The 26,543-nt window shown below is 73.4% G+C and carries 30 protein-coding genes and 11 pseudogenes; 12 read left to right on the forward strand and 29 right to left on the reverse strand.

What is annotated here, in order from left to right; translation table 11 throughout:
• Positions 1-168: 168 nt before the first annotated feature.
• From infB to U6N30_RS21290, 8 genes are all read right to left on the reverse strand, one after another.
• Complete coding sequence (gene infB, locus U6N30_RS21255) at positions 169-1,284, reverse strand: translation initiation factor IF-2 (RefSeq protein ID WP_324273862.1); 1,116 nt, start codon at positions 1,282-1,284, stop codon at positions 169-171.
• Positions 1,206-2,003 carry a translation initiation factor IF-2 N-terminal domain-containing protein gene (locus U6N30_RS21260; protein WP_324273863.1) on the reverse strand — a complete coding sequence of 266 codons (798 nt, stop codon included), beginning with the start codon at positions 2,001-2,003 and terminating at the stop codon, positions 1,206-1,208. The genes infB and U6N30_RS21260 overlap by 79 nt, the downstream gene beginning before the upstream one ends.
• Positions 2,004-2,335: 332 nt before the next feature.
• Positions 2,336-3,070: a translation initiation factor IF-2 N-terminal domain-containing protein gene (locus tag U6N30_RS21265; RefSeq protein WP_324273864.1), complete on the reverse strand. Its 735-nt coding sequence runs from the start codon at positions 3,068-3,070 to the stop codon at positions 2,336-2,338.
• A 75-nt stretch (positions 3,071-3,145) separates the two neighbouring features.
• Entirely contained in the window at positions 3,146-3,544 is a 399-nt protein-coding gene (locus tag U6N30_RS21270) for a YlxR family protein (protein WP_324273865.1), read from the reverse strand.
• Positions 3,545-3,552: 8 nt separating this feature from the next.
• Positions 3,553-4,683 (reverse strand): transcription termination factor NusA, encoded by a 1,131-nt coding sequence (gene nusA, locus U6N30_RS21275; RefSeq protein WP_324273866.1) that lies wholly within the window; start codon positions 4,681-4,683, stop codon positions 3,553-3,555.
• Positions 4,680-5,087, reverse strand: a complete 408-nt coding sequence (locus U6N30_RS21280) for a ribosome maturation factor RimP (RefSeq protein ID WP_324273867.1) — start codon at positions 5,085-5,087, stop codon at positions 4,680-4,682. Before U6N30_RS21280 ends, nusA begins: the two co-directional genes overlap by 4 nt.
• Positions 5,084-5,182 carry a hypothetical protein gene (locus U6N30_RS21285; protein WP_324273868.1) on the reverse strand — a complete coding sequence of 33 codons (99 nt, stop codon included), beginning with the start codon at positions 5,180-5,182 and terminating at the stop codon, positions 5,084-5,086. Before U6N30_RS21285 ends, U6N30_RS21280 begins: the two co-directional genes overlap by 4 nt.
• Positions 5,179-5,346 (reverse strand): hypothetical protein, encoded by a 168-nt coding sequence (locus U6N30_RS21290; protein WP_324273869.1) that lies wholly within the window; start codon positions 5,344-5,346, stop codon positions 5,179-5,181. The genes U6N30_RS21285 and U6N30_RS21290 overlap by 4 nt, the downstream gene beginning before the upstream one ends.
• Positions 5,347-5,775: 429 nt before the next feature.
• On the opposite strand from U6N30_RS21290, the gene U6N30_RS21295 reads away from it, so the two are divergent.
• Positions 5,776-6,081, forward strand: a complete 306-nt coding sequence (locus U6N30_RS21295; protein ID WP_324273870.1) for a hypothetical protein — start codon at positions 5,776-5,778, stop codon at positions 6,079-6,081.
• A gap of 12 nt (positions 6,082-6,093) precedes the next feature.
• Positions 6,094-6,567, forward strand: coding sequence for a ferritin-like domain-containing protein (locus tag U6N30_RS21300; RefSeq protein ID WP_324273871.1), 474 nt, complete (start codon positions 6,094-6,096; stop codon positions 6,565-6,567).
• Between the two features lie 61 nt (positions 6,568-6,628).
• On the opposite strand, the pseudogene U6N30_RS21305 reads toward U6N30_RS21300, so the two are convergent.
• The 11 genes and pseudogenes from U6N30_RS21305 to U6N30_RS34365 form a co-directional block, all read right to left on the reverse strand.
• Positions 6,629-8,226 (reverse strand): annotated as a pseudogene (locus U6N30_RS21305) (penicillin-binding transpeptidase domain-containing protein).
• A pseudogene (locus U6N30_RS21310) lies at positions 8,163-8,516 on the reverse strand (NTF2-like N-terminal transpeptidase domain-containing protein); the annotation flags it as partial. The pseudogenes U6N30_RS21310 and U6N30_RS21305, both read right to left, overlap by 64 nt.
• Positions 8,517-8,589: 73 nt before the next feature.
• Positions 8,590-9,030: a GNAT family N-acetyltransferase gene (locus tag U6N30_RS21315; RefSeq protein WP_324273872.1), complete on the reverse strand. Its 441-nt coding sequence runs from the start codon at positions 9,028-9,030 to the stop codon at positions 8,590-8,592.
• Positions 9,031-9,080: 50 nt separating this feature from the next.
• Positions 9,081-9,440, reverse strand: a pseudogene (locus U6N30_RS21320) (DUF4081 domain-containing protein); the annotation flags it as partial.
• A 14-nt stretch (positions 9,441-9,454) separates the two neighbouring features.
• Positions 9,455-9,847: a hypothetical protein gene (locus tag U6N30_RS35610; protein ID WP_479690621.1), complete on the reverse strand. Its 393-nt coding sequence runs from the start codon at positions 9,845-9,847 to the stop codon at positions 9,455-9,457.
• A 39-nt stretch (positions 9,848-9,886) separates the two neighbouring features.
• A pseudogene (locus U6N30_RS35615) lies at positions 9,887-10,685 on the reverse strand (flavodoxin-dependent (E)-4-hydroxy-3-methylbut-2-enyl-diphosphate synthase); the annotation flags it as partial.
• 183 nt (positions 10,686-10,868) lie between these two features.
• Positions 10,869-11,075 carry a hypothetical protein gene (locus tag U6N30_RS21330; RefSeq protein WP_324273873.1) on the reverse strand — a complete coding sequence of 69 codons (207 nt, stop codon included), beginning with the start codon at positions 11,073-11,075 and terminating at the stop codon, positions 10,869-10,871.
• The gene (locus tag U6N30_RS21335; RefSeq protein WP_324278403.1) at positions 11,015-11,794 is read right to left on the reverse strand and encodes a PDZ domain-containing protein; all 780 of its coding nucleotides are present in this window, start codon (positions 11,792-11,794) and stop codon (positions 11,015-11,017) included. The genes U6N30_RS21330 and U6N30_RS21335 overlap by 61 nt, the downstream gene beginning before the upstream one ends.
• Positions 11,692-12,198 (reverse strand): annotated as a pseudogene (locus tag U6N30_RS21340) (site-2 protease family protein); the annotation flags it as partial. The pseudogene U6N30_RS21340 and the gene U6N30_RS21335, both read right to left, overlap by 103 nt.
• Positions 12,150-13,222, reverse strand: a pseudogene (locus U6N30_RS21350) (1-deoxy-D-xylulose-5-phosphate reductoisomerase). The pseudogenes U6N30_RS21350 and U6N30_RS21340, both read right to left, overlap by 49 nt.
• A 53-nt stretch (positions 13,223-13,275) precedes the next feature.
• Positions 13,276-13,356 (reverse strand): annotated as a pseudogene (locus U6N30_RS34365) (hypothetical protein); the annotation flags it as partial.
• Between the two features lie 150 nt (positions 13,357-13,506).
• On the opposite strand from U6N30_RS34365, the gene U6N30_RS21355 reads away from it, so the two are divergent.
• Complete coding sequence (locus U6N30_RS21355) at positions 13,507-13,794, forward strand: DUF2631 domain-containing protein (RefSeq protein WP_324273875.1); 288 nt, start codon at positions 13,507-13,509, stop codon at positions 13,792-13,794.
• A 158-nt stretch (positions 13,795-13,952) separates the two neighbouring features.
• A complete protein-coding gene (locus U6N30_RS21360; protein ID WP_324273876.1) occupies positions 13,953-14,984 on the forward strand; it encodes a hypothetical protein in 1,032 nt (343 codons plus the stop codon).
• On the opposite strand, the pseudogene U6N30_RS34370 reads toward U6N30_RS21360, so the two are convergent.
• Both U6N30_RS34370 and U6N30_RS35620 read right to left on the reverse strand, forming a co-directional pair.
• Positions 14,945-15,660, reverse strand: a pseudogene (locus tag U6N30_RS34370) (VIT1/CCC1 transporter family protein). The gene U6N30_RS21360 and the pseudogene U6N30_RS34370 sit on opposite strands and share 40 nt — an antisense overlap.
• Positions 15,657-16,181: a hypothetical protein gene (locus U6N30_RS35620; RefSeq protein ID WP_479690524.1), complete on the reverse strand. Its 525-nt coding sequence runs from the start codon at positions 16,179-16,181 to the stop codon at positions 15,657-15,659. Before U6N30_RS35620 ends, U6N30_RS34370 begins: the two are co-directional and overlap by 4 nt.
• A gap of 108 nt (positions 16,182-16,289) precedes the next feature.
• On the opposite strand from U6N30_RS35620, the gene U6N30_RS35625 reads away from it, so the two are divergent.
• Positions 16,290-16,421, forward strand: coding sequence for a hypothetical protein (locus U6N30_RS35625; protein ID WP_479690525.1), 132 nt, complete (start codon positions 16,290-16,292; stop codon positions 16,419-16,421).
• Positions 16,422-16,669: 248 nt separating this feature from the next.
• Here the strand turns inward: U6N30_RS35625 and U6N30_RS35630 are convergent.
• Positions 16,670-16,726: pseudogene (locus tag U6N30_RS35630) on the reverse strand (hypothetical protein); the annotation flags it as partial.
• A 199-nt stretch (positions 16,727-16,925) separates the two neighbouring features.
• Here U6N30_RS35630 and U6N30_RS21380 point away from each other — a divergent pair.
• Positions 16,926-17,501: a TrmH family RNA methyltransferase gene (locus U6N30_RS21380; RefSeq protein ID WP_324273879.1), complete on the forward strand. Its 576-nt coding sequence runs from the start codon at positions 16,926-16,928 to the stop codon at positions 17,499-17,501.
• Positions 17,502-17,721: 220 nt separating this feature from the next.
• Positions 17,722-18,236, forward strand: a pseudogene (locus tag U6N30_RS21385) (polyphosphate kinase 2 family protein); the annotation flags it as partial.
• Positions 18,237-18,343: 107 nt separating this feature from the next.
• On the opposite strand, the gene U6N30_RS21390 reads toward U6N30_RS21385, so the two are convergent.
• On the reverse strand, positions 18,344-19,309 hold the full coding sequence (locus U6N30_RS21390; RefSeq protein ID WP_324273880.1) for a DUF2332 domain-containing protein: 966 nt from the start codon (positions 19,307-19,309) through the stop codon (positions 18,344-18,346).
• Here U6N30_RS21390 and U6N30_RS21395 point away from each other — a divergent pair.
• Positions 19,308-19,565 (forward strand): annotated as a pseudogene (locus U6N30_RS21395) (DUF952 domain-containing protein); the annotation flags it as partial. The gene U6N30_RS21390 and the pseudogene U6N30_RS21395 overlap by 2 nt on opposite strands.
• A 209-nt stretch (positions 19,566-19,774) precedes the next feature.
• The gene (locus tag U6N30_RS21400) at positions 19,775-20,431 is read left to right on the forward strand and encodes a GNAT family N-acetyltransferase (RefSeq protein WP_324273881.1); all 657 of its coding nucleotides are present in this window, start codon (positions 19,775-19,777) and stop codon (positions 20,429-20,431) included.
• Positions 20,432-20,433: 2 nt separating this feature from the next.
• Here U6N30_RS21400 and U6N30_RS21405 read toward each other — a convergent pair whose 3' ends face one another.
• The 6 genes from U6N30_RS21405 to rpsB form a co-directional block, all read right to left on the reverse strand.
• A complete protein-coding gene (locus U6N30_RS21405) occupies positions 20,434-20,541 on the reverse strand; it encodes a phosphatidate cytidylyltransferase (protein WP_324273882.1) in 108 nt (35 codons plus the stop codon).
• Between the two features lie 26 nt (positions 20,542-20,567).
• Positions 20,568-21,383, reverse strand: coding sequence for a phosphatidate cytidylyltransferase (locus U6N30_RS21410; protein ID WP_324273883.1), 816 nt, complete (start codon positions 21,381-21,383; stop codon positions 20,568-20,570).
• A 222-nt stretch (positions 21,384-21,605) separates the two neighbouring features.
• Entirely contained in the window at positions 21,606-22,163 is a 558-nt protein-coding gene (frr, locus tag U6N30_RS21415) for a ribosome recycling factor (RefSeq protein ID WP_324273884.1), read from the reverse strand.
• 73 nt (positions 22,164-22,236) lie between these two features.
• The gene (gene pyrH, locus U6N30_RS21420) at positions 22,237-22,875 is read right to left on the reverse strand and encodes a UMP kinase (protein ID WP_479690622.1); all 639 of its coding nucleotides are present in this window, start codon (positions 22,873-22,875) and stop codon (positions 22,237-22,239) included.
• 257 nt (positions 22,876-23,132) lie between these two features.
• Positions 23,133-23,948, reverse strand: a complete 816-nt coding sequence (gene tsf, locus U6N30_RS21425; RefSeq protein ID WP_324273885.1) for a translation elongation factor Ts — start codon at positions 23,946-23,948, stop codon at positions 23,133-23,135.
• A gap of 89 nt (positions 23,949-24,037) precedes the next feature.
• The gene (gene rpsB / locus U6N30_RS21430; protein WP_324273886.1) at positions 24,038-24,979 is read right to left on the reverse strand and encodes a 30S ribosomal protein S2; all 942 of its coding nucleotides are present in this window, start codon (positions 24,977-24,979) and stop codon (positions 24,038-24,040) included.
• Positions 24,980-25,278: 299 nt separating this feature from the next.
• On the opposite strand from rpsB, the gene U6N30_RS21435 reads away from it, so the two are divergent.
• From U6N30_RS21435 to U6N30_RS21445, 3 genes are all read left to right on the forward strand, one after another.
• Complete coding sequence (locus U6N30_RS21435) at positions 25,279-25,851, forward strand: M23 family metallopeptidase (protein ID WP_324273887.1); 573 nt, start codon at positions 25,279-25,281, stop codon at positions 25,849-25,851.
• Between the two features lie 164 nt (positions 25,852-26,015).
• Positions 26,016-26,279, forward strand: coding sequence for a hypothetical protein (locus tag U6N30_RS21440; protein ID WP_324273888.1), 264 nt, complete (start codon positions 26,016-26,018; stop codon positions 26,277-26,279).
• The gene (locus U6N30_RS21445; RefSeq protein WP_324273889.1) at positions 26,276-26,452 is read left to right on the forward strand and encodes a hypothetical protein; all 177 of its coding nucleotides are present in this window, start codon (positions 26,276-26,278) and stop codon (positions 26,450-26,452) included. The genes U6N30_RS21440 and U6N30_RS21445 overlap by 4 nt, the downstream gene beginning before the upstream one ends.
• Positions 26,453-26,543 lie beyond the last annotated feature (91 nt).

The raw sequence follows: 26,543 nt of genomic DNA on the forward strand, positions 1-26,543 counted from the left end.
GTCGCCGAGCAGCAGGTCGGCGGTGAGGGTTCCGGTGAACATTCGCCTCCGTCCCACATCCGCTCGGTCGACGTCCTCCCTCGCCGTATGGGGTCCTCCCTCACCGTCGACGGTGAGGGAGGTCCCCTGATGATCAGGAGACCTGATCATCAGGGGACCTGAGCCGACTCAGGTGCGCGGGATCTCGCGCATCTCGAAGGTCTCGATCACGTCGTCGACCTTGATGTCGTTGAACGACCCCAGGCCGATACCGCACTCGTAGCCCTCGCGGACCTCGGTCGCGTCGTCCTTGAACCGGCGGAGGGACTCCACCGACAGGTTGTCGGCGACCACGGCACCGTCACGCATGAGCCGCGCCTTCGAGTTGCGGACGATCGTGCCGCTGCGGACCAGCGAACCGGCGACGTTGCCGATCTTTGGCACCCGGAAGACCTCGCGGACCTCCGCCGTGCCGAGCTGGACCTCCTCGTAGACGGGCTTGAGCATGCCCTTCAGCGCGGCCTCGATCTCGTCGATGGCCTGGTAGATGACCGTGTAGTACCGGACGTCCACGCCCTCGCGGTTGGCCAGCTCGGTGGCCTGGCCCTCGGCCCGGACGTTGAAGCCCAGGACGATGACGTCGTCGGCCAGCGCCAGGTCGATGTCGCTCTTGGTGATCCCACCGACGCCGCGGTGGATGACCCGCAGCGAGATGTCGTCGTCGACCTCGATCTTCATGAGCGCCTCTTCGAGCGCCTCGACGGTGCCCGAGTTGTCGCCCTTGATGATCAGGTTGAGCTGACGGGTCTCCTTGAGCGCTGCGTCGAGGTCCTCGAGGCTGATCCGCTTGCGCATGGAGGCGTTCTGCGCGTTGCGGATGCGGGCCTGGCGGCGGTCGGCGATCTGCCGGGCCACCCGGTCCTCCTCGACGACGAGGAAGGTGTCCCCGGCACGCGGCACGGAGGTCAGGCCGACGACCTGGACCGGACGCGCGGGCAGGGCTTCCTTGAGCTTGTTGCCGTGCTCGTCGAGCAGCGACCGGACGCGACCGTAGGCGTCGCCGGCCACGATCGAGTCGCCCTGGCGCAGGGTTCCCCGCTGGACCAGCACCGTGGCGACGGGGCCCCGGCCCTTGTCCAGCTTGCCCTCGATGACCACACCCTGCGGGTCCTGCTCGGTGTTCGCGCGCAGGTCCAGCGAGGCATCGGCGGTCAGCAGGATCGCCGTCAGCAGCTCGTCGAGGCCCTGGCGGTTGATCGCGGAGACGTCGACGAACATGGTGTCGCCGCCGTACTCCTCGGCCACCAGGCCGTACTCGGTGAGCTGCTGGCGGATCTTGGCGGGGTTGGCCCCTCCTTGTCGACCTTGTTGACCGCGACCACGATCGGCACCTCGGCGGCCTGGGCGTGGTTGAGCGCCTCGACCGTCTGCGGCATGACACCGTCGTCGGCGGCCACGACCAGCACGACGATGTCGGTGACCTTCGCCCCTCGGGCACGCATCGCGGTGAACGACTCGTGACCCGGGGTGTCGATGAAGGTGATCGGCCGCTCGTTGTGCTCGAGCTCGGTGACGATCTGGTAGGCGCCGATGTGCTGGGTGATCCCACCGGCCTCCTTCGAGACCACGTTGGCGTGCCGGATGGCGTCCAGCAGCTTGGTCTTTCCGTGGTCGACGTGACCCATGACGGTCACCACCGGCGGGCGGGACGACCAGTCCTCCTCGTCGCCCTCCTCGTCACCGAAGGTGAGGTCGAAGTCCTCGAGCAGCTCGCGGTCCTCGTCCTCGGGGCTGACGACCTGGATGACCCAGCCGATCTCGGCACCGAGCAGCTGCAACGTGTCGTCGTTGACCGACTGCGTCGCGGTGATCATCTCGCCCAGGTGGAACAGAGCGGTGACCAGCGCGGCCGGCTCGGCGTTGATCCGCTCGGCCAGGTCGGTCAGCGAGGCGCCCCGGGGCAGCCGGACGGTCTGCCCGTTGCCGCGCGGCAACGAGACGCCGCCCATGCTGGGCGCCGCCATCGAGTCGAATTCCTGACGCCGCTGCTTCTTGCTCTTGCGGCCACGGACCGGACCGCGGCCGCCGGGACGCCCGAAGGCACCGGCGGTGCCGGCACCCGAGCCACCACGGCCACGGCCGCGGCCACCGCCGCCACCACGGAAGCCACCACCGGCAGGCGCGCCGGCACCGGGGGCACCGCCGCCGCCACCGGGACGGAAGCCACCGCCACCGCCGGGACCTCCCGGACGGCCACCGCCGCCGGGACCACCCGAACGACCACCGGGTCCACCGCCGGGGCGACCGCCACCTGCGGGTCGGCCGGGCATCATGCCCGGCGACGGGCGCTGCGGCATCATCCCCGGGTTGGGGCGCGGCCCGCCGGGGCCGGCCGCCGGGCGGGGTCCGCCGGCGCCGGGAGCCGGACGCGGGCCACCCGGACCGGGACGGGGCCGCCCGGACCGGCAGCAGGCCGCGGCCCGCCGGGCGCGGGACGCGCACCGGGTGCAGCCGGACCAGGCCGGGGACCGGCGCCGGGACCGGCACCGGGAGCAGCCGCCGGCGGCGCGGCCGGCCGCGGGGAGCTGAACGGGTTGTTACCCGGACGGGGCGCGGGGCGCGGTCCGGGGCGCGGACCGGCGCCGGCCGGGGCCGACCCGCCGGCAGGTGCCGGACGGGGCGCAGCCGGACGGGCGGGGGCGGGCTGGGCCGGTGCGCTCGCCGCAGGGGCCTGCGGAGCGGGCGCGGCCGGGCGCGGTCCCGGGGCGGGTGCGGCCGGGCGAGCCGCGGGAGCGGCGGACGCGGGTGCGGCCGGGGCCTGGACGGCGGGGGCCGGAGCGGCGGGCGCCGGAGCCGCCGGAGCCGCAGGGGCGCTCGGGCGGGCGGCGGGCGTGGGGGCCGCCGAACCGTTACCGGACTCGTTGCCGAGAGCCTCCCGGAGCCGACGGGCCACGGGGGCCTCGACGGTGGAGGACGCGGACTTCACGAACTCGCCCTGCTCCTTGAGCTTGGCGAGCACGGTCTTGCTGTCGACACCGAACTCCTTGGCGAGTTCGTGTACGCGGGCTTTGCCTGGCACGGGTCTCCTCATGGGTGAGGCCGGCGGCTTGCCCGCTCGACCTCGTCGTTAGTGGCGCATGGTCATCGTGAGAACTTCACGGCTGAGTCATCCGACGATGTCCTGTCGACGTGCGGACCGGCCTGCTGCCGATCCGACTGTGGAACTTCTGATGGTTCGCGCGGTCGGGACCACGGTCACCTGCCCGCTCCCGGACCGTGCTCCGTCTCCTCCGGGGAGGAACCGAGGACATGGGCCCGGAGCGAACCGACCTCCAGCGGGCCGCTGCCGCCCCCGGGGAGGCGCAGCGCCCGGGCGAAGGCCCGGCGTCGCTCCGCTGCATGCAGGCACCCGGAGTGGGGTGCACCGATGCCCCCTCCCGGGGAGCCGCCGTCGCGGATCCGGGACCAGGGCCCCGGAGCGCACGACGACACGCAGCAGATCAGCGGCCGGAGCGCGTTTCCGGCACCCCACGCAGGTGCGGACCGGTTTCGACGTTTCGACCACCCTGCACTCTAGCGCGTGGCGGAGCCCGGATGTTCCGCGCGTCGGGACGGTGGGCGGTGCGCCGGGGGTCGCTGGGCGCCTGGACGACCTTCGGAGCCCGCCGGAACGCCGGAACGCAGCGGCGGACGACCCACCCCGGGAGAGGGAGTCGCCGCGTCGTCGTCGGGCTGGGCATCGCTGCGGATGTCGATCCGGCAGCCGGTCAGGCGCGCGGCCAGGCGGGCGTTCTGCCCCTCCTTGCCGATCGCCAGCGACAGCTGGAAGTCCGGCACGATCACCCGGACGGCCTTGGCCTGCGGGTCGACCACCCGTGCGCTGTTGACCCTCGCCGGGCTGAGCGCCGAGGCGACGAACGTGGCCGGGTCGTCCGACCAGTCGACGATGTCGATCTTCTCGCCGTGCAGCTCGCTCATGACGTTGCGCACGCGCTGGCCCATCGGGCCGATGCACGAGCCCTTGGCGTTCAGCCCGGGGACCTTCGTCCGGACGGCGATCTTCGAGCGGTGCCCCGCCTCCCGGGCCACGGCCACGATCTCGACGCTGCCGTCGGCGATCTCGGGGACCTCGAGGGCGAAGAGCTTGCGCACCAGGTGGGGGTGGGTCCTCGACACGGTGACCTGGGGTCCGCGGAAGGTGCGCGCGACCGACACGACATAGGCCTTGATCCGGTTGCCGTGCGTGTACTCCTCCCCGGGTACCTGCTCGGCCTGGGGCAGGACGGCCTCCACCTTGCCGATGTCGATGAGCACCGTGCCCTGCACGTTGCGGCGGTCGTGCGCCTGCACGATGCCGCTGACGATGTCGCCCTCCTTGCCGGCGTACTCGCCGAAGGTCTGCTCGTGCTCGGCGTCGCGCAGCCGCTGGACGATGACCTGCTTGGCGGTGCTGGCCGCGATCCGACCGAAGTCGGTGGGGGTGTCGTCCCACTCGCGGACGACCTCGCCGTCGGGGCCCAGCTCCAGGGCCAGCACGGCGACCTCGCCGCTCTTGCGGTCGACGTGGACGCGCACGTGCTTGGCCGCCCCGTCGGCGTGCCGGTAGGCCGTCACCAGCGCGGACTCGATCGCCTCGATCACCGTGTCGGCGGGAATGCCCTTCTCCCGCTCCACCGCCTTGAGCGCGGTGACGTCGATGTTCACTGTGCTCCTCCTCGCGCCCGCGGCGCGGTGCCGGGCTCGCTGTCGTCGAGCTCGGGGTCGTCCATCAGATCGTCGTCGACGTGGTCCAGCGACGCGTCGTCGCCGGACCCGTCGTCGAGCGCGGCGCCGTCGTCGCGACCGGGGCGGCCGAACTCCACCTGCACCCGGCCGCTGCCGAGCTCCGCCCACGGCACGTTCCGCGGTGTCGGCGCCTTCTTCTTGGCACCGGGCCTGCCCTGCGCCTCGACGGCGAGGGTCACACCGGCCGCGTCCACGGCGGTGATGCGGGCGGTGACCTCCTGCGCCGCGCCCGCCGGACCGACGGCGACGGTCACCAGGCGACCGGTGTTGCGGCGCCAGTGCCGCTGCTCGGTCAGCGGGCGGTCCACGCCAGGACTGGTCACCTCGAGCACGTAGGGGTGCGTCCCATCCCGTCGTCGTTCTGGTCGAGCGCCTCCGAGACCGCGCGGCTGACCTCGGCGATGTCGTCGAGGGTCACGCCATGGTCCCGGTCGACGACGACCCGGACGACGCTGCGCCGCCCTGCGGGGTCACGACCAGCTCCTCCAGGTCGTACCCGGCCGCGCCGACGACGGGCTCGATCCAGCCCGCCAGCCGGGCGGTGGCCGGGTCCGTGCGCTGCGTGCCGTGAGAGGTGGACACGGTCTCCTCCTCGGGCTCGGGCGGCCGCCTGGTGCGGAACGCGATCCCCCGCCGCTCCGGCGCCGACCGGCCTTCGGCGCAGGTCGGGCCCGGGTGGAGGGAAGAGGTCAGGCTACCGCCCCGCGGCGGGGCGTCCGACCACGCACCGGCGGCCGGCACCGGGGACGGGAGGGGCGGACGGGACCGGGCCGGACGCGCCTGGGTGCACTACCGGCCCCGCGGCGTCCCGACTGCGAGAATGGCCACGATGTCTCCCTCCTCCCCTCCTGCCCTCGGGGCTTCTCCAGGCGCACCCTCCTGGCGGCCTCCGCCGCCGGGCTGGCAGTCCTGGCGACCGGGTGCACGTCGACGACCGCGGACGAGCGGGAGCAGGTCACCAGCCAGCAGGCCGACGCGCTGAGCGCCCAGGTCGCGGTCCAGGAGACCGTGGTGGCGGCTTTCGCCGCGGCGGGTGCGGCCGATCCGGCGCTGGCCGGGGAGGTGGCCGCTCTCGCCGAGCAGGCCGGCGCGCAGCTGACCCGTCTCCGAGCCGCGGCGCCCGGCAGCCCGACGTCCACGGCCGCGCCGTCCGGCGGCGCCCCGCCGGCGCCGGAGACGCGCGCCTGGCTCCGCGGACAGGTCGCCGCAGCCGCCGCTTCCCACGCCGCAGCGTGCATCGGGCAGTCCGGTGCCCGTGCGGCCCTCCTGGGATCGATCGCCGCGGGCCTCGCCGGGCAGGACGGGAGACTGGCATGACGGAGAACAGGCATGGCTGACGAGGCAGCGGACCCAGGTGCGCTCAACCTGCGCACGGAGAACGCCGCTCTGGCCGAGGCCCTGGCGGCCGAGCACGCCGCGATCTGGGGATATGGCGTCGTCGGAGCCGCGCTCGCCGCGGAAGCCCAGGGCCTGGCCACGGCGTCCGAGGTGGCCCATCGCGACGCCCGCGACCGCGTCCTCACCCTCCTCGCCGAGCGCGACACCGAGCCGGTCGGCGCCGAGGGCGGCTACTCGCTGCCCTTCCCGGTGCTCTCCGCCACCGATGCAGCCGCGCTGGCCGTGGTGCTGGAGGACGGCGTCGCGGCGGCGTGGGTGCGCGTCCTGGACCAGTCCGTCGAGCGGACCACCCGGGAACTCGCGGTCGGCATCCTCAGCGCCACGGAGGTGCGCGCGGTGGGCTGGCGGGGCGCCGCAGGTCAGACCCCGGTCACCCGCCCCTTTCCCGGCCTCCCCGCCACCTGAGAAAGGACCCCGTCCTCCCCAACCCTCGCAAGCTCGGGTCGGGCCCCTGGACGGGGCCGGATCAGAGGTTGCCGAGGAAGGCGTCGGTGACGGCCACCGCCGCGCTGCTGGACTGCCCACCTTCCACGAGGACCGCGAACGCGATGTCGCCCTGTGGGCCGGCGAGCTGGTAGCCCATGAACCAGCCGTGCGCGTCCGGCGGGGTGTTGCTGCCGTACTCGGCCGTCCCGGTCTTGCCGTAGACCTCCCCCGGTCCGACAGCGCCGTGGCCGTGCCGGACAGCACCACCTGGCGCATCAACGGCCGCAGGGCGTCCAGCACCGCCGGTGCCGGACCGGCAGGAGCCGGACCGGCGGCTTCGGCGTCCACCACCTCGACGGGCGCGGCCGGCGTGCCGCTGGCGATGCCTGCAGCGACCAGCGCCAGCTGCGCGGGGCTCATCAGGACCTCGCCCTGGCCGATCGCGTTCGCCGCCTTCGTCGTCCCGGTGCTGTCGGCCGGCACGCTGCCGCCGAAGACGCCGACCGGGAGCTGCCAGTCGGTGCCGACGCCGTAGGACGTCGCCGCCTCGGCCAGCGCCTCGTCGGGGAGCTCGAGCCCCAGCTCGATGAAGGTCGTGTTGCACGACTGGGCGAAGGCCTCGGTGAACGGGACGGTGCCGAGGTCGAACTGGTCCTGGTTCTCGAACTCCCGGCCCTCGACGACCGTGGTGCCGGGGCAGGCGACCGCGGTGGCCGGGGTCACGGCGCCCGCCGACAGCAGCGCCGTCGCGGTGATCGCCTTCATGCTCGACCCCGGTGGGAACTGGCCGGTGAGCGCGTTGCCCGCGTCGGCCACCTCGTTGGAGGACACCGCCAGGAGCTCGCCGGTGCCCGGACGGACGACGACCAGGTGGGTGGGCAGCTGCTGGGTGGCCACGGCGGCATCGGCGGCGTTCTGCAGGGCCGGGACCAGCGGCGTCTGCGCCGGTGTCCCCGGCTCGGGTGCCACCGCGGCGATCTCCACGCCCGTGTCCCCCGTGGTCTCGTCGGTGCTGACGACCGACACGGTGAAGCCAGGGGTCCCGGCGAGCTGCACCTGCAGCGCGCGCTGCAACCCCGAGAGCCCGAGCTGGTCGCCGGCGGCGTAGCGCACCTCGCCGTCGTCCTGGGACTCCTCGATGACCTCGGCCGTCGCCTCGCCGACCCGGCCCAGCAGCGCCTCGGCGAAGCGGGGGCTGGGCGCGAGCAACCGGGTGGCCGTGGGGAAGACGGCGCCGGGCAGGTCGAAGACCTGGGCGCGGATCTCCTCGAACTGCGGCCGGCGCAGGGTGATCACCGGGACGAACCGGCCCTGGGTCTCGGCCTGGACGTCGGCGACGATGTCCTCCGCCGGGATGTCGGTGGCCGCGGACAGCCCCGCGGCCAGCGCCGGCAGGTCGGTGACCTGGCCGGGATCGATGCCGACGTTGACGACCTCCGTGGGCGTGAACAGCGGCGCTCCGGCCGCATCGGTGAGGGGGCGCGTTCGGGCAGGCTGCGGGTGAGCTCCAGGTGCTGGCCGTCGGCCAGCTCCGGGTGCACGAGGGCCGGCTCCGCGACGACCTGCCACGCGTCGTCGCCCTCCTCCAGGCGCAGCGTCGACTCGTAGCTCCACTCGGGGGCAGCAACCAGGTCCCACGTCGCCGTCCAGCCGACCGAGGCGGTGCCGTCCTCGACGGTGACCTCGCCCAGCTCGGCGTCCACGGTGGCCCCGGGCAGGTCCTCCGCCGTCTGCTCGAGCAGGGCCGTGGCTGCGTCGGGGTCGGTCGTCGCCCCGGCGGCCGCGGCGGTGTCGCCACCGGACCAGTCGTCCAGGAACGCCTCGGCCGCGGCGCGGGCGTCGTCCTCGGCGGTGCCGGAGCAGGCAGCCAGGACCGGAGCGGTCAGGAGCAGGAGCGCGGTGGCGAGCGCGGGTCCCCGTTGCAGCACCAGGTCAGCTTTCCAGAGAGGGGTCCCGGCCCTCTCGCGCCGCGCTGGGCTCGCCGCGAGGCTGCGGGGGCCGTCAGAACAGCACGCTGGCGTACTGCCCGACCTCCTGGAAGCCCACCCGGCGATAGGCGGCGCGGGCCGCGGTGTTGAAGTCGTTGACGTACAGGCTGACCACCGGCGCGATGGCGGACCGCGCGTACTCCACGACCGCGGCCGTTCCCGCCGTCCCGAGCCCGCGCCCGCGGTGCGCCGGCGCCACCCACACGCCCTGGACCTGGCAGGCCGACCGGGACACGGCGCCGATCTCCGCCTTGAACAGCACCTCGCCCCGTTCGATCCACGCCAGGGACTGCCCGGCACGGACCAGCTCCGCCACACGGGCCCGGTAGCCGGCTCCCCCGTCGACGCGCAGCGGGCTGACCCCGACCTCCTCGGTGAACATCGCCACGGCGGCCGGCAGCAGGGTGTCGAGCTCGGCCGGGACGACCGGGCGCACCCGTGGTTCCGGTGCCACCGCCGGGGTCCGTCGACGGCCATGAGCGGCTGACGCGGCCGGTGGTCCCGGGCGGGGCCCCAGTACGGGGCCAGCAGCTCCCAGAGCGGGGCCACCGAGGCCGCCGGTCCCACGATCGTCGAGCAGCGCCGGCCGGCACGGCGGGCCCGGTCGGCGAAGGCCGCGGCCGCGGCGTGCTCGGCGCCGGGGACGGCGAACGGGATGAGGTTGGCACCGGCGAGGCAGACCGCCTCCAGCTCGCTGCCGGCACCGAAACCCCACAGCGGCGCACCGAGCGAGGACGGCGCGGTGCCCGACGTCTCCACCCGTCCGGCGAGGACGCACGCGGCGACGGGGTCGCTGGCCAGCAGCCGGTGGACGGCCGCCTCGTCGCCCTCGTCGAGGACGCGGGCGGTGGGCGTTCGGAGCACGGGACGGGCCGGGGTCAGCTGACGCTGACGACGGGAGCGCCGGACGGCGTCCCGGCAGCGGTCTGCTCCGCCGCGATGCGCATGGCCTCCTCGATCAGCGTCTCCACGATCTGCGACTCCGGGACGGTCTTGACGACCTCGCCCTTGACGAAGATCTGCCCCTTGCCGTTGCCGGAGGCCACGCCCAGGTCGGCCTCGCGGGCCTCGCCCGGGCCGTTGACGACGCAGCCCATGACGGCGACCCGCAGCGGGACCTCCATGCCCTCGAGCCCGGCGGTCACCTCGTCGGCGAGCTTGTAGACGTCGACCTGCGCCCGGCCGCAGGACGGGCAGCTCACGATCTCCAGGCCCCGCTGGCGCAGGTTCAGCGACTCCAGGATCTGGTTGCCGACCTTGACCTCCTCCACCGGCGGAGCGGAGAGCGAGACGCGGATGGTGTCCCCGATGCCCTGGGACAGCAGCGCACCGAAGGCGACCGCCGACTTGATGGTGCCCTGGAAGGCGGGGCCGGCCTCGGTGACGCCCAGGTGCAGGGGTAGTCGCACTGCGCGGCCAGCAGCTCGTAGGCGCGCACCATGATCACCGGGTCGTTGTGCTTCACGGAGATCTTGATGTCGCGGAAGTCGTGCTCCTCGAAGAGCGAGCACTCCCAGAGCGCGGACTCGACCAGCGCCTCGGGGTGGCCTTGCCGTACTTGGCCAGCAACCGCTTGTCCAGCGAGCCGGCGTTGACGCCGATCCGGATCGGGGTGCCCGCCGCCTTGGCCGCCCGGGCGATCTCGCCGACCTTGTCGTCGAACTTCTTGATGTTGCCCGGGTTGACGCGGACAGCCGCGCACCCGGCCTCGATCGCCGCGAAGACGTAGCGGGGCTGGAAGTGGATGTCGGCGATGACCGGGATCTGCGACTTCTTCGCGATGACCGGCAGTGCCTCGGCGTCGTCGGTGTCGGGCACCGCCACGCGCACGATCTGGCAGCCGGACGCGGTCAGCTCGGCGATCTGCTGGAGGGTCGCGTTGATGTCCGCCGTCTTCGTGGTGCACATCGACTGCACGCTGACCGGGAAGTCGCTGCCGACCCCGACACCGCCGACGTCGAGCTGTCGGGTCTTCCGCCGGGGGCGAGAACGGGAGGGGTGCAGCCGGCATGCCGAGACCGACGGGGATCGCCATGACAGCCAGTATCCCCTGATCACCGATCCGCGCCGCCGAGGCGACTGTGACGTCACTCGAGCGGCGCGTCGCATGCACCCTCATCCGCATCCCGGCGTGCATGTGGACGCGATGAACGCGGCCTTGCGCATGTCGGCGGCCGTGACGGGGGCGTGCGCCGAGAGGTCAGCCCAGCGTGATCGGGTTGACGATGTCGGCGATGAACAGCAGGGCCGACAGCGCCAGGAAGAGTGCGGCCACGACGTAGGCCACCGGCATCAGCCGCGCGATGTCGAAGGGGCCGGGATCGGGCCGCCCGCGCAGCCGCGCGACGGTCGACCGAACCTTCTCGTAGAGCGCTCCGGCGACGTGCCCGCCGTCGAGGGGTAGATCGGCAGCAGGTTGAACAGGAACAGCACCAGGTTCACCCCGGCGAGCAGCTGGAAGAACGTGCTGATCTTCTCGGTGGTGGTGAAGTCCTCCAACGCGAAGATCTCCCCGAGATCCGACCCACGCCCACGACACCGATCGGGCCGTTCGGGTCGCGCTCCTCTCCCAGGAAGGCGGCCCGGGCCAGCGCCGGGATCCGCTCCGGGATCTCCACGAGCCGGTCGACCGCCCGGACGACGTAGTCGCCGAGGAACCCGGGAACGGCCGTGACCGGCTGCTGCACGTACGGCTGGTCGGGGCCGATGCCGACGTAGCCGACGACCTGCGTCGTCCCGGCCTCGGGATCGGCCCAGACGACGTTCTCGATCGGGGTGACGGTCAGGTCGCGCCGCTGGCCTTCGCGCTCGACGGTGAAGACGACCGGCTCGTCGGGGCTCTGCTGGATGGTCCGCTGGATGGCGGTCCAACCCACCTCGGTCTCCTGGGAGATCGGCTCGCCGTCCAGGGCGACGATCGTGTCGCCCGGCAGCAGTCCGGCCCGTGCCGCGGGGCTGCGGGGCGGGAGAGCGCAGTTCGCCGTCCCCTCCTCGCAGACCTGCCCGGCGTCGGCACCGCTCTGCACCAGCGGGACCTCGCAGGCGTCCTCGCGGGTGGCGGTGTCGGCGCCGGCCGGCAGCACGCACCCGGCACCCGGGCCAGCGTCGTCGACGGCTCGGGGATGCCGAACGCGGTGAGCACGATCGTGAAGAACAGGACCGCGAGCACCAGGTTGTTGAACGGCCCGGCGAACATGACGATGACGCGCTGCCACCACGGCTTCTTGTAGAAGACGCGGTCGCCGTCGGAGGGCAGGACGTCGTTCAGAGCCTGGCCGCGGACCTCGGCGATGAAGCTGCGCATCCGGGTGGCGCGCTTGCTCTCGCCCTCCTCGGCCGGCGGGATCATCCCGACGATGCGGATGTAGCCGCCGAGCGGGATGCCCTTGAGGCCGTACTCGGTCTCGCCCCGGGTGCGCGACCAGATGGTCGGGCCGAAGCCGACCATGAACTGCGGCACCCGCATGCCGAACTTCCGCGCCCAGAAGAAGTGGCCGGCCTCGTGGAAGCCGATCGAGAAGAGCAGGCCGATCGCGAAGGCGACGATCCCCAGGATGCTCAGCAGGATCCCGCTCAGTGTCCGCCTCCGGCGATGACGACCCGGGCGTGTTCCCGGGCCCACTTCTCCGCCGCCAGCACGTCCTCGACGCAGGTGGGGGCGCCGAGGTCCGGCGCGTCGTCGAGGGTACGCGCGACGAGATCGACGATGCCCCGGAACGAGAGTCGACCCGCCACGAAGGCGGCCACCGCCTCCTCGTTCGCGGCGTTGTAGAGGGCGGGGCGACGCCACCGGTTTCCCCGGCCAGCCGGGCAAGGCGCACCGCGGGGAAGGCCACCTGGTCGAGCGGGGCGAACTCCCAGGTGCTCGCCGTCGACCAGTCCAGGGCCGGCTGTACGACGGGGAGCCGGTCGGGCCAGGCGAGCGCCAGCGCGATCGGCAGCCGCATGTCCGGCGGGCTGGCCTGGGCGATCGTCGCGCCGTCGGCGAACGTGACCATCGAGTGCACGATCGACTGCGGGTGCACCACGACGTCGATGTCCGCGTACGGGACGCCGAACAGCAGGTGCGCCTCGATGAGCTCCAGGCCCTTGTTGACCAGGGTCGCGGAGTTGATGGTGATCACCGGCCCCATGTCCCAGGTGGGGTGGGCCATGGCCTGCTCGACGGTGACGTCGGCGAGCTGCTCGGCCGAGCGGCCGCGGAACGGTCCCCGCTGGCGGTCAGGACCAGCCGGGCCACCTCGTCGCGGTCCCCCCGCGCAGGCACTGGGCCAGCGCGGAGTGCTCGGAGTCCACCGGGACCAGCTGTCCGGGCGCCGCAGCCTCCGTGACCAGCGCTCCCCGGCGATCAGCGACTCCTTGTTCGCCAGCGCCACCGTGCGGCCGGCCCGCAGCGCCGACAACGTGGGCCGCAGCCCGATCGAGCCGGTGATGCCGTTGAGGACGACGTCGGCGGGGCGGGCGGCCAGCTCCTCTGCCGCCCGCGGGCCGGCCAGGATCTCGGGGAGCGCGTACTCGCCCTTGGCCCAGCCGCGCTTCGAGGCCGCGGAGTAGAACGCCAGCTGCAGGTCCTGCGCCGCGGTCGCCCGCGCGACGGCAACGGTGCGGACGCCGAGGGCCAGCGCCTGCTCGGCCAGCCGGGCCACGTCCCTCCCCCGGCGGCCAGGCCGGTGATCCGGAGGCGCTCGGGGTTCTGCTGGGCGACCGCGATCGCCTGCCGGCCGATGGAGCCGGTAGAGCCGAGCAGCGTGACCTCACGGGGTGGACTCACGCGAAGCATCCTTCCTGAGACGACGGCGCGCCGTCGCCGGGCCACCTCGCCCGGTGTCGTGCCCGGGTGCCTGCCAGAATGTCGGTGCCCGCGAGCGCGCGGGCGGAGGAGACAGCAGTGCGGCCACGGCGGTCGACGAGCGCCAGCGAGGAGAAACGCGTGAGCGAGACGCAGCGGGTCAACCAGCCCGGCCGGGAAGAGGGCGTCGTCCGCGTCGGTGCCCACCCTGTCGAGCACGAGCAGCCCGAGGACTGGGGCTGGCACGGCGAGACCGGCAAGGCCGGCCGCATCGGCGCCTGGTTCGCCGTCCTGGCGCTGCTCAGCTACGTGCTCGGGAACCACGAGGGCCGGATGGAGGACCTCTGGGTCGTCGGCATCGCCCTCGTCATGGTCCTGATCCTGCTGTGGGACATGCGCCGTCGGAAGAACGCCTGGCGCAGCCGCTGAGCTGATCCGGTCCGCCCTCCGCGCGGGCCGTCGAGACGTCTCACCCGCGCGTCTCGCACGGCGTGTCATTACCCGCTGCAATGACGTGTGACTGGTCTCGGGGTAGACACGCTTCGTCCAGGTTCGGGTCGTCCGGGCCCAGCCGAGACGGAGATCCGATGCCCCGACCGTTCGCCGTCCTCCTCACGGTCGCCGCCGCGGCAGCGATCTTGTCGGTACAGGCCCCCGACGCGTCCGCCGCACCCACCGCCACCGTCTTTCCCTCGACGGTCCGGCCCGGCGAGTCCTTCACCGTCTCCGGCACCGGTTGCTGGGACCCCGACTTCGACCCAGACGTCCACTTTCCGTACGAGTGGACCGCGAGCTCCGGCGCCACCGTGGGCGGACCCGGGGCCGTCGAGATGACGGCGGCCAGCGGCGGCGCTTGGTCCGTCACCGTCCAGGTGCCGCCGAGCTGGCACCCGGGCATGTTCTCGGTCGTGCCGTGGTGCCGGATCTCGAGCGGCGTCATCTTCGACTACCCGAAGATGTGGGTGACCGTGCCGCCTCCGGTGCCGGCCCCCGCCCCTGTCGCTCCGCCGTCGACCGCCGCGACGGCCGCACCCCGGACACCCTCGTCGACCGCCCCACGCACTACGGCCCCGGACCCGTCCGCGGCCGCGACGACGTCCGCCACCTCCACGACCGCGGCCGTTCCCGTCGCCCCGAGCGCAGCCCCGGGCTGCGCGGACTGCGCGACGCTGACCGGCGGCGCGCCCGTGACGGCCGGCCAGGCGCTGACCCTGGCCTACGCGGGCTTCCAGCCGGGTGAGCCGATCGCCGTCGTGATGCGGTCGACGCCCGTCGAGTTGGGCACGTTCATCGCCGACGCGGCCGGCGTCGTGACTGCGGAGATCACGGTGCCGGCCGACGCGGAGTCCGGCCCCCACACGCTCACGTTCTCGGGTCCGGTGACCGGCGACCACGTCGTCGAACTCCGGCTCGCCGCTGCCGAGGTGCGCGAGCTCGCGGCCCCGTCGGCGCCTGCGGACGAGGACCGCACCCTGCTGCTCGTGCTCGGTGGCGTCGGCGTCGTCCTGGTGGGTGCCGGCGCCGTCGTGGCCGTCCGCCGTCGAAGCCGCTCCTCGCACGAGGCACCGGCCGACGGAGCTCAGGCGACGGCGACGCCGATCGCCGAGCCGATCGCGTAGGTGATGCCGGCTGCCGCGGCGCCGAACAGCAGCTGCCGCAGACCGGCGAACCACCACGGGCGCGGGGTGAACCGCGACGACAGGGCGCCGGCCACCAGGAGCCCGAGCCCGCCGAGGAGGAGCGCGGCCCAGAGCACGGAGAAGCCGAGCAGGTAGGGCAGCAGCGGCAGCAGGGCCCCGGTACCGAACGTGAGGAACGAGGAGACGGCCGCCGTCATCGGCGACGGCTTGTCCTCCGGGCTCAGCCCGAGCTCGGCGACGACGTGCAAGCGCAGAGCCGTCTGCGGGTCGCGAGACAGCTGCACGGCGACCTGGTGGGCGAGCCGGTCGTCCACGCCGCGCACCCGCAGCATCTCGGTGAGCTCGGCGAGCTCCCTTCGGGATTGCGTTCGAGCTCGCGGCGCTCCTTCTCGACCTCGAGGTCGAGCTGCTCGTTCTGGGTCTTCACCGAGGTGTACTCGCCGAGCGCCATGGAGATCGCACCGGCTACCAGGCTCGCGGTGCCGGCGAGCACGATGGCACGCGGCGCCGCCCCGCCGCCGCCGACGCCCGCGACCAGCGCGGTGTTGGTGACCAGGCCGTCCATGGCGCCGAAGACCGCCGCCCGCAGCCAGCCGCCGGAGACGTCGGCGTGGCTGTGCTCGTGCGCCTCCGCCTCGGGGACGGCCGCGGTCATTCGTCGCCCTCGGCGCCCAGTTCGACCGGCGGCTCGACCGACGGCGCGGGCAGGGCGACGCTCGGAACGCTCACGCTGTCCGACGCGGCCAGCTGACCGCAGGCTCCGTCGATGTCCTGGCCCCGGGTGTCACGCACGGTGGTCGCGACGCCCGCGGCGCGCAGCCGGGCCACGAACTCGCGCTGGGCCGGCAGCGGGCTGGCGTCCCACTTGCTGCCCGGCGTGGGGTTGAGCGGGATGAGGTTGACGTGCGCGAGCTTGCCGGCCAGGAGCTTGCCCAGCAGGTCGGCCCGGAACGGCTGGTCGTTGACGTCGCGGATGAGCGCGTACTCGATGGAGTACCGCCGCCCGGTCTTCCGCGCGTAGGCGTCGGCGGCGTCGACGACCTCGCCGACCTTCCAGCGGGTGTTGATCGGCACCAGGGTGTCGCGCAGCTCGTCGTCCGGCGCGTGCAGGCTGACCGCGAGGGTGACGTTGCGCCCCTCCTCGGTGAGCCGACGGATGGCCGGCACGAGCCCCACCGTCGACACCGTGACCGAGCGCTGCGAGAGCCCGAGCCCGTGCGGGGCCGGCGCCAGCAGCGCGTCGAGGGTCTTGCGGACGCGGGCGTAGTTGGCCAGGGGCTCCCCATGCCCATGAAGACGACGTTCGACAGCCGGCCCGGCCCACCGTCGATCTCGCCGTTCGCCATGGCGGCGGCCGCCGCCACCGCCTGGCCGATGATCTCGGCGGCCGACAGGTTGCGGGTCAGGCCCTGTTGACCGGTCGCGCAGAACGGACAGGCCATGCCGCACCCCGCCTGGCTGGAGATGCAGACCGTGGCGCGGCCGGGATAGCGCATGAGCACGCTCTCCACGAGCGCGCCGTCGTGCAGCCGCCACAGGGTCTTGCGGGTGCGCCCGTCGTCGGCGGTCTGGTGCCGGACGACGGTGAGCAGCCCGGGCAGGAGCGCCTCGCTGAGCGCCGCGCGCGCGTCGGCCGGGACGTCGGTCATCTGCGCCGGGTCGGTCACCCCGCGGTAGAAGTGCCGGGCCAGCTGGTCGGCGCGGAAGGCCGGCTGCCCCAGCTCGGTGACCGCTGCGCGCGCCTCCTCACGGGTGAGATCGGCGAGGTGGCGCGGGGCATCCCCCGCTTGGGGGCGTCGAAGACGAGCGGAAGGGCAGTCATGGCGTCGTCCATGGTCCCACTACCGTGCGCCGGGTGACCCAGCCCGAGACGGACCTCACCCCGCCGGAGGCCCTCCTCGACTCCGTCGGGGTCGGCCCGTGGAGCGGGCCGTGGCCGGCCGACCCCGGTTCGACCCCGAGCTCCTGGAGCACGGGGACCGGCGCAACGTCGTCGACCGCTACCGCTACTGGACGGTCGAGGCGATCGTCGCCGACCTCGACACCCGCCGTCATCCCTTCCACGTGGCCATCGAGAACTGGCGGCACGACCTCAACATCGGGACCGTCGTCCGGACGGCGAACGCGTTCCTCGCCGAGGCCGTGCACGTCGTCGGGAAGAAGCGCTGGAACCGCCGCGGCGCGATGGTGACCGACCGCTACCAGCACGTGCGCCACCATCCCGACGTCGCCGGGCTGGTGGCCTGGGCCGGCGAGAACGGGCTGCCGCTGCTGGCCGTCGACAACCTCGCCGGGGCCGAGCCGCTGGAGACCGCGGAGCTGCCGCGGGCCTGCGTGCTGCTCTTCGGCCAGGAGGGCACCGGGCTCTCCGACGAGGCCCGCGACGCCGCGGACGGAGTTCTCTCGATCGCCCAGTTCGGGTCCACCCGGTCGATCAACGCCGGCGTCGCGGCCGGCATCGCCATGCACGCCTGGATCAGGCAGCACGCTGTCTGACGTCGTCCTCCGGACGACCGTCCAGGCACCACTCGGCGCGACAAGACCCGCATGGCTGGGTGAGGCTCTCCACCATGAGCCGTCTCGCCGATGTCGACCTCTCCGTCAGCCTCTCGAAGAAGGACGGCAAGGCGCAGCTGAAGGAGGCCCAGGACCGGCTGGTCCACCTCCGGCTGCTCCTCGGTGGGCAGATCGGCCCAGGCGAGCTGGGACCGCCGCTGTGCGTGCTCTTCGAGGGTGGGACGCCTCGGGCAAGGGAGGGGCGATCAAGCGCCTGGTCGATCACCTCGATCCGCGGCACGTCCGCGTGGCCCAGTTCGCCGCGCCCACGTACGACGAGAAGCGGCACCACTTCCTCTGGCGGTTCTGGCCGGTGCTGCCGGGCTGGGGAGGCATGACCGTCCTGGACCGGACCTGGTACGGGCGGGTGCTGGTCGAGCGGGTCGAGGGCTTCGCCGGCGATGAGGACTGGCAGCGGGCCTACGCCGAGATCGTCGACCTGGAGACGACGCTGGCGGCCGAGGGCACGATCCTGGTCAAGTTCTGGATGCACCTCTCCCCGAGGAGCAGCTCCAGCGGTTCGAGTCCCGACAGGCCGACCCGTACAAGGCGTGGAAGCTGACCGACGAGGACTGGCGCAACCGCGAGAAGCGCGGCGCCTACGAAGCGGCCGTGGAGGAGATGCTCGAGCGCACCGACCATGCCTGCGGCCGCTGGCACGTCGTCGCGGGCGAGGACAAGTGGTGGGCCCGCGTCGAGGTGGTCCGCACCGTCTGCGCGGCGATCGAGACAGCACTGCGGGCACGGGGCATCGACGCGGACCCCCGCTGTCCTGACCCGGCTCATCCACCGGTCAGCCAGTCGATGCGCCCGCCGTGCGGGGCGGTCACCGCCAGCGGCCGCCCGTCGAGCGCGAGGACGAAACGGCCCGGCGCCCCGACGCTCCCGGCCGCTCCCGGGAGGACGCCCGGCATCTCCTGGGCGATCCAGCGCACCTCCAGCGACCGGACCAGGGCGACGAACTCCTCTCGGCGGGCGCGCTCGAGGTACATGAGGACGGCGGTGTGGAACACCACCGGCGTGCACCCGGCCGGCAGCAGGGCGAGCGCCTCCGGCAGGCGGTCCACGAGATCCCCGCGCAGCACGGTCGGTGGCTCCTGCGCGGCCAGCTCCGCCGCGGCGGCCAGACGGTCGAGCCGCGCGCCCTCGCTCGGCCCGGGCCAGATGAGGGCACGCAGCCAGGCCTGGTCGCCCGCGTCGGCGGGGTCGAGCGGATTGCGGTCCACCCCGACCCGGGCCACGACCTCCGGGACGTCGTCCGGGACCGGCACGGGGCCGGTCGTCGAGCAGGTCAGGTGGACGGCGCTGCGACGGCCGACGAACCGGCCGTCGAAGTCGTAGCTGTACCGGTCGGGGTAGAGGCACAGCCCGGCCGCGGATCCCACCTCGATCAGGCCGACCGGCCCCTCGACCGCGCCGAGGGCCGTCACCAGCGCCGCGCACCGCCCCGGCTCGTTGGTCTGGGTGAACCGGGCCAGCATCGTGGCCCGGACCCGCTCGCCGTCGTCCCGCACCCGGCCCCGCAGCTCCGCCGGTCCCCTGGGCGTGCCGTGCAGGAACGTGACGGCGGCGAAGAGCAGGTTCGGCTGGCGCTTCGGCGCCGGCAGCGCGAGCAGGAAGTCCAGGAGTTCCTCGTCGCCGGCCACGGCGGCCGCGAGCTCCGCGTACAGCGGTGAGGTGTCGACCGCCTCCACCTCGGCGAAGCGGCGGTACTGCCGGACGGTCCGGGTCCGGTCGTCGTCGGTCATGCGGGCAGGATCGCAGGGTGCGCAGCGGCGTCCTCCTCCACCTCATCGAGCCCCGGGACTGGCGGGCCGCCCTGACCGAGGGCGCGGTGCGCCCCCGTCGCTGCGCTCCGCCGGGTTCGTCCACCTGTCGACGCCGGAGCAGGTCCACCTCCCGGCGCAGGCGCTGTACCCGGGGCGGCGCGACCTGGTGCTGCTCGTCGTCGACCCGGCGCGCCTCCCCGACCCGGTGCGCGTCGAGCCGGGTGTACCGGCGGACCCCGGTGGACGGCTCTTCCCGCACCTGTACGGACCGCTGCCGGTGAGCGCCGTCGTGGCCGCCGTCCCCTACCGGCCACCGGTGCCGCCGCTCCTCCCGGCCCCCGACGACCTGCTGGGCCGGGCGGTGGCCTTCTACGCCGCCCTACCGGTGCGGCGGGCCGTCGGCGTGGGTGACGTCCCGGGAGGGTCGCCGTCCTCGACCCCGACGTGCCGCACTCCCGCGACAACAACCGGCTGGTCCTCACCGAACCGGTGGACGCCGCGACGATCGCGAGCGTGGCCGCCGAGGTGGCCGGCAACGCCGGCTGGCCGCACCAGGCAGTGGCCCTCCTCTGGCCGGGAGCGGCGGAGGTGGCCGGTGCCTTGGCGCGGTCGGGCTGGGAGGTGGAGGAGCTGCTGCTCATGGCCCGTCGTCCCGGCGCCCTGCCCGGTGCGGAGGGCGCGGCCGTGGTCGACCAGCGCGAGGTGCACCCGCTGTGGGACCGGTCGTGGCGCAGGGACCTGGCCGAGCTCGGTGAGCGCCTGGACGACGTCGTCGCGCAGCTGATCGGTCGCGAGCAGCTCAACGACCGGGTGGTCTCCGTCAGCGACGTCGTCGTCCGCGAGGAGGGCCGGGTGGTGGCCGCTGGCCAGCTGCGCGTCGACGGGGCGACCGCCGCGGTGGACTCGGTGCTGACCGAGCCCGACTCCCGAGGGCGCGGCCACGGCGACGCCGTGCTCGCCCTATGCCTGGACCTCGCCGGCCGGGCCGGCTGCGATCTGGTCGTGCTGGAGGCCGCGGCCGACGACTGGCCGCGGCACTGGTACGCCCGGCGGGGCTTCGAGGCGATCGGCTCGACGTGGAGCGTCGACCGCCCCGCCTAGGTTCAGACCGGGGCGAGCACCGACAGGAGCAGGTAGGCCACCGCCGCGGAGGGCAGCAGCGAGTCGAGGCGGTCCATGATCCCGCCGTGGCCGGGCAGCAGGTTGCCCATGTCCTTGATGCCCAGGTCGCGCTTGATCAGCGACTCCCCAGATCGCCGACCGTGGCCGAGACTGCCAGCGCGGCGCCGAAGACCAGACCGCTCCACCACGGGGCGTCCAGCCACAGCACGAGGAACGGGGTGGCCATGAGCATGCAGGCCACCACCGAGCCGACCATGCCCTCCCACGACTTCTTGGGGCTGATCGACTTCGCCATCGGGTGCTTGCCGAACAGGACACCCGCGGCGTACCCGCCCACGTCGCTGGCGACGACGGTGGCGATGAAGGCCAGCACGCGGACGGCGCCGTCGTCCGGCACCAGGAGCAGGACGGCGAAGCCGGCGAGCAGGGGCACGTAGAGCGCGACCAGCACCCCGGCGGCGGCGTCCTCGAGGTAACCGGCCGGCCCGTGCCCCAGCCGCCACAGGAGCACGGCGAGCGCGGTGAGCAGGAAGCCGACGACCAGCCCGGTGGGCCCGCGACTCCAGGCCAGGCCCTCCATGGCCAGTGTCCCGACCAGCAGCGGGACCAACGGCGGACCGAGCCGGCCGGCCCCCAGCGCCCGGGTGAGCTCCGCGACCGCGACCAGGATCGCGGTGACGAGGACGGCGAGGAAGGCGGGGCGCCACACGAACAGCGACGCGACGATGACGGCGACGAGACCGACGCCGACCCCGATCGCGGCCCGGAGGTCGCGTCCGGCGCGGCCTCCGGCGGGCCGCTCGGTCGTCGGCAGCTCCTGCACCTCGGGCGGCGCCGGCGCCGCCGTCGCCGTGGGCACCTCCTCGGTCGCCGACGGGGCTCCGTCGGCGGGCCGCACCGGTGGCGCGGGACGGTCACCGACGATCGGCACCGGGCCGGTGTCGTCTCCCGACCGGTCGGTCCCGCCCCGGGCTGCTCCTGCCGCGGTCGGCGCGGCCAGGAGGAGGCGGACCGGCCCAGGGTGTCCGCCGACTGCGCGGCCGCCGAGCCGTAGCGGGGCAACGGCTCGGTACCCGGCCCGGACTTCCCGGGACGGTCGGCGGCGGAGGGTCCGGTCATGAGGAACCAGTCATGGGGTGACGGGCCGTCGGGGTCAGACCTCGAGCAGCTCGGTCTCCTTGTTCTTCATGGCCTCGTCGATGCCCTGGACGTGCTGCTCGGTGAGGTGGTCGAGCTCCTTCTCCGCGCGGCGCACGTCGTCCTCGCCGGCCTCGCCGTCCTTGGCGATGCGGTCGAGCTCGTCCTTGGCCCGTCGGCGGATGTTGCGGATCGCGACCTTGGCGTCCTCGCCCTTGGCGCGGGCCTGCTTCACCAGGTCGCGGCGCCGCTCCTCGGTCAGCTGCGGGAACACCACGCGCAGGATCTGGCCGTCGTTGGTCGGGTTGACGCCTAGGTCGCTGTCGCGGATGGCCTTCTCGATGGCCGCCAGCTGGCTCATGTCGTAGGGCTTGATGACCGCCATGCGGGCCTCGGGCACGGTGATCGACGCCATCTGCGGCACCGGCGTGTAGGCGCCGTAGTAGTCGACCATGATCTTGCTGAACATCGAGGGTGCCGCCCGGCCGGTGCGCACCGAGCCGAGGTCCTCGCGGGCGACGGACAAGGCCTTGTCCATCCGCTCCTCGGCATCGAGCAGGGTGTCGTCGATCACGGGTCTTCCCTCCGTCGGCGGTGGGCGTCGGCGCCCACCGTCATCGTCTTCGCTGTCGTTCGTCCTGCCACGGTCAGGCCGGGTTGCTGATCAGCGTGCCGATCTTCTCACCTGCGGTCGCCCGAGCGATGTTGCCGTCGCGCAGGAGGTTGAACACCACGATCGGCATCTGGTTGTCCATGCACAGGCTGATCGCCGTGGCGTCGGCGACCTTGAGCTGCTTGGCGAGCACGGTGGCGTAGTCGAGGTCGTCGTACATGACCGCGTCCGGGTTGGTGCGCGGGTCGTCGTCGTAGACGCCGTCGACGCCGTTCTTGCCCATGAGGAGCACCTGGCACTCGATCTCCAGCGCCCGCTGAGCGGCGACGGTGTCGGTGGAGAAGTAGGGCATGCCGGCTCCGGCGCCGAAGATGACCAGGCGGTTCTTCTCCAGGTGCCGGATCGCCTTGCGCGGGATGTAGGGCTCGGCCACCTGGCCCATCGTGATCGCCGACTGCACGCGCGTCTCCAGACCGGCCTTCTCGCAGAAGTCCTGCAGGGCGAGGCAGTTCATCACCGTGCCGAGCATGCCCATGTAGTCGGCCTTGGTGCGGTCCATGCCGGCCTGGCTGAGCTCCGCGCCGCGGAAGAAGTTGCCACCGCCCATGACCACCGCGACCTGGGTGCCCTTGGCGACCACCTCGGCCAGCTGCTCGGCGATGCCGCGGACGATGTCGGCGTCGACGCCGACCTTGCCGCCGCCGAAGGTCTCCCCGAGAGCTTCAGCAGCACCCGCTGGTAGCCGCTGCCGTCGGCCGGCTGGAAGGCGGTGGGAGCGGACAGCGGGGGTGTGGTGTCGGTCAACGCGTCATCCCTCGTTCGACTTCGGTTGTCTGATCCTGCCGCATGGGCGGGGTGGCCCCACATGGACGAACGAACGGCCCCGCTCCCTGACGGGAACGAGGCCGTTCATCACTGTGGTCCTTCTGTTCAGGCCTGGCCGACCTCGAAGCGGGCGAACCGCTCGACGGTGATGCCGGCCTCGTCGACGATCTGCTTGACCGTGCGCTTGGGCTCGGTGATCGACGGCTGCTCGAGCAGGACGAAGTCCTTGTAGTAGGCGTTGACCCGGCCCTCGACGATCTTGGTGATCGCCTGCTCGGGCTTGCCCTCCTCCTTGGCCGTCTGCTCGGCGACGCGCCGCTCGGTCTCGACCGCCTCGGCCGGGACCTCCTCGCGCGTGAGGTAGCGCGGGCGCGCGGCAGCGATGTGCATCGCCAGGCTGCGGGCCGCGTCCTCGCTGCCACCGCTGTACTGCACGGCAACACCGATGGCCGGGGGCAGGTCGGTGGCCCGCTTGTGCAGGTAGGTGGCGGTGGTGCCCTCGAAGACGGCGAACCGGCTGAGCACCAGCTTCTCGCCGATGCGGGCCGACTCGCCCTCGACGAGCGCGGCGACGGTCTGGCCGTCGACGTCGGAGCCCAGCAGGGCCTCGGCGTCGGCCGCCTTGCTCTGCAGCCCGATCTCGAGCAGGCGCTCGGCCAGCGTGATGAAGTCGGCGTTCTTGGCGACGAAGTCGGTCTCGCAGTCGAGCTCGAGCAGTGCGCCGTCCTTGCTGACGACGATGCCGTTGGTCGTGGAGCGCTCCAGGCGCTTGCCGACGTCCTTGGCGCCCTTGACGCGCAGCAGCTCGACGGCCTTGTCGTAGTCGCCGTCGGCCTCGGTCAGGGCCTTCTTGCAGTCCATCATGCCGGCGCCGGTGGCGTCGCGGAGACGCTTGACGTCGGCTGCGGTGAACTCAGCCATGTCACTTCCTTCTGAGTGTGGTGGTGCGGAGAGCGCGATCGACGGCCCCGTCCAGAGGCTCGGCCCGAGCCTCTGGACGGGGTCCCTTCTCAGACGGCGTTGACGTCCTTGCCGCCGCTGGTGGCGGGGACGCCCTCGACCGGGGCGACCTCGTCGGCGGTGACGGTCGGGGCCTCCGCCGGGGTCTCCGGCAGCGCGGCCGCCTCGGCGGCGGGAGCAGCAGCGGCGGGAGCAGCAGCGGCGTCGCCACCGGTCAGGAGCTCGCGCTCCCAGTCGGCGAGAGGCTCACCGGCACCGACGGCGGGCTCGGCGGCCTCGCCGCGACCGGCGTCGGCCTGCGCCGCGGAGCGGGCCATGAGGCCCTCGGCGACGGCGTCGGCGATGACCCGGGTGAGCACCGTGATGCTGCGGATCGCGTCGTCGTTGCCCGGGATCTTGTAGTCGACCTCGTCGGGGTCGCAGTTGGTGTCGAGGATCGCCACCACCGGGATGTTCAGCTTGCGGGCCTCGCCGACGGCGATGTGCTCCTTCTTGGTGTCCACGATCCAGATGGCGCTGGGCACCTTCTTCATGTCGCGGATACCGCCGAGGGAGCGCTCGAGCTTCGCCTTCTCGCGGCTGAGGACCAGCTGCTCCTTCTTGGAGAGGCTGACCAGCGCGCCGGTCTGCTCGAGGTCCTCGAGCTCCTTGAGGCGCTCCAGCCGCTTGAAGACGGTCTGGAAGTTGGTGAGCATGCCGCCCAGCCAGCGCTGGTTGACGTAGGGCATGCCGACGCGGGTGGCCTGCTCGGCGACGACTTCCTGCGCCTGGCGCTTGGTGCCGACGAACAGGATCGAGCCGCCGTGGGCGACCGTCTGCTTGACGAACTCGTAGGCGTTGTCGATGTACCCCAGCGTCTGCTGCAGGTCGATGATGTAGATGCCGTTGCGCTCGGTGAAGATGAATCGCTTCATCTTCGGGTTCCAGCGGCGGGTCTGGTGCCCGAAGTGCACGCCGCTGTCGAGCAGCTGCTTCATGCTGACGACTGCCATTGCAGCCTCTCTGTGTCCGCGTGGCCGGAGCCGCGCTGGTCTCGGTTGTCGCTGCGCACCGGGTGGTGCACCGCCCTGGCGTCCGGCCGCGCCACACCCCCGACGGTTGCCCGTCAGGACCGAGGTGGCGACTGCCCCGCCGAATGCGGCGGGAAGAGGACGCGCGAAGTCGACCCATCACGACGGGTCGCACCGGACAGCATACGCCAGGCGGGACGGCGCTCTCCCCGACGGTGGCGGGCGTCCACAACCGCGATGGAGCCGCGGTCCCACGTGCGTTCTCCGTCCATGGTCCCCGCATGCGTCCCCGCGCCGTCGTCCTCGCCGTGCTCTGCGCCGGCCTCGCCCTCCTGCCGGCAGCCGCGGCAGCCGGGCCGGCCCGTCCGACCTCCGCCCCGGCCGCCCCGGCCGCCCCGGCCGCCCCGGAGAGCCTCTGGGAGCCGCCCCTCCGGGGCGACCTGGCGGTGACCCGCCCCTTCGACCAGCTGCCCCATCCCTATGCCGCCGGGCACCGCGGGGCGGACCTGACGGGCCGGCCGGGCCAGCCGGTGCTGGCTGCGGGTGCAGGAGTGGTCGTCTTCGCCGGCCTGGTCGCCGGCCGCCCGGTCGTGAGCATCGACCACTCCGGTGGCCTGCGGACGACGTACGAGCCGGTCGACCCCTTGGTGGGTGCCGGGCAGCAGGTGGCGCGCGGCTCCCCGATCGGCGCGCTGGGAACCGGCCATGCCGGATGCCCCGGCGAGGCCTGCCTGCACTGGGGCCTGCGCCGCGGCGAGACCTACCTCGATCCACTGCTGCTCCTGCGACCGCCGCGGGTCCGGCTGCTGCCGGTGCTGCAGCGGGAGAGCGCCTCGGCGCCGACCGCCCGATGACCGGGCGGCCGCACGCCGGTTCTGTCCAACGGGGCTGGCGGTCAGGGCGGGCGGGACCTCGGACGAGGGCCGCCGCCGACTCGCCAGTTGTTCCATGTGCTTGACACAAGCGGGCTCCGGCGTCATGGTTCGTTTGTTCCAGTCATCTGACACAAGGGGTCCGCATGACCGCCGTCGTCCTCCTGTTCCTCGGAGTCGCCGCCGCTGCGGTGACGGCAGGGGTGCGGCTGCGCCGGGCGGGCCGCGAGCCCCGCGTCCCGGCGTCCGGTCCGTTGCGGGCCACCGCGCTGACGACCATGCGGTGGCGCCTGGCCGGGCTCGGGAGCGGCGTCGTGGTGGCGGTGGCGTCCGCCCAGCAGGACGCGCTGGGCCGCGGACTGCTGCTCGCCGCCCCCTGGGCGCGCTGTGCCTCCTGGGTGGGGTCGTGATCGGCGAGCTGCGGGTGACCGCCCCGTCGGAGCCCGTGCGCAGTGCCGTGCTGGAGGTCCGCCGGATCCGCGACTACGTCCCCCGCGCCTCGGCGCCGTGGTGCTCGCGGCGACCGGAACGCTGGCGGTACTCCTGGCGCTCACCACCCTCGCCGGATCCCCCGACGACCTGAGGCGGGCCGGTCGGTCGCTCGCTCGCCAGTGCAGCGCCGTCCTGAGCCAGACCGTGGGGCCCTGGCCCGGGTCCTTCTACACGGTGCCCCT

The sequence above is a fragment of the Blastococcus brunescens genome (genome assembly GCF_035320885.1).
GTDB lineage: Bacteria > Actinomycetota > Actinomycetes > Mycobacteriales > Geodermatophilaceae > Blastococcus_B > Blastococcus_B brunescens.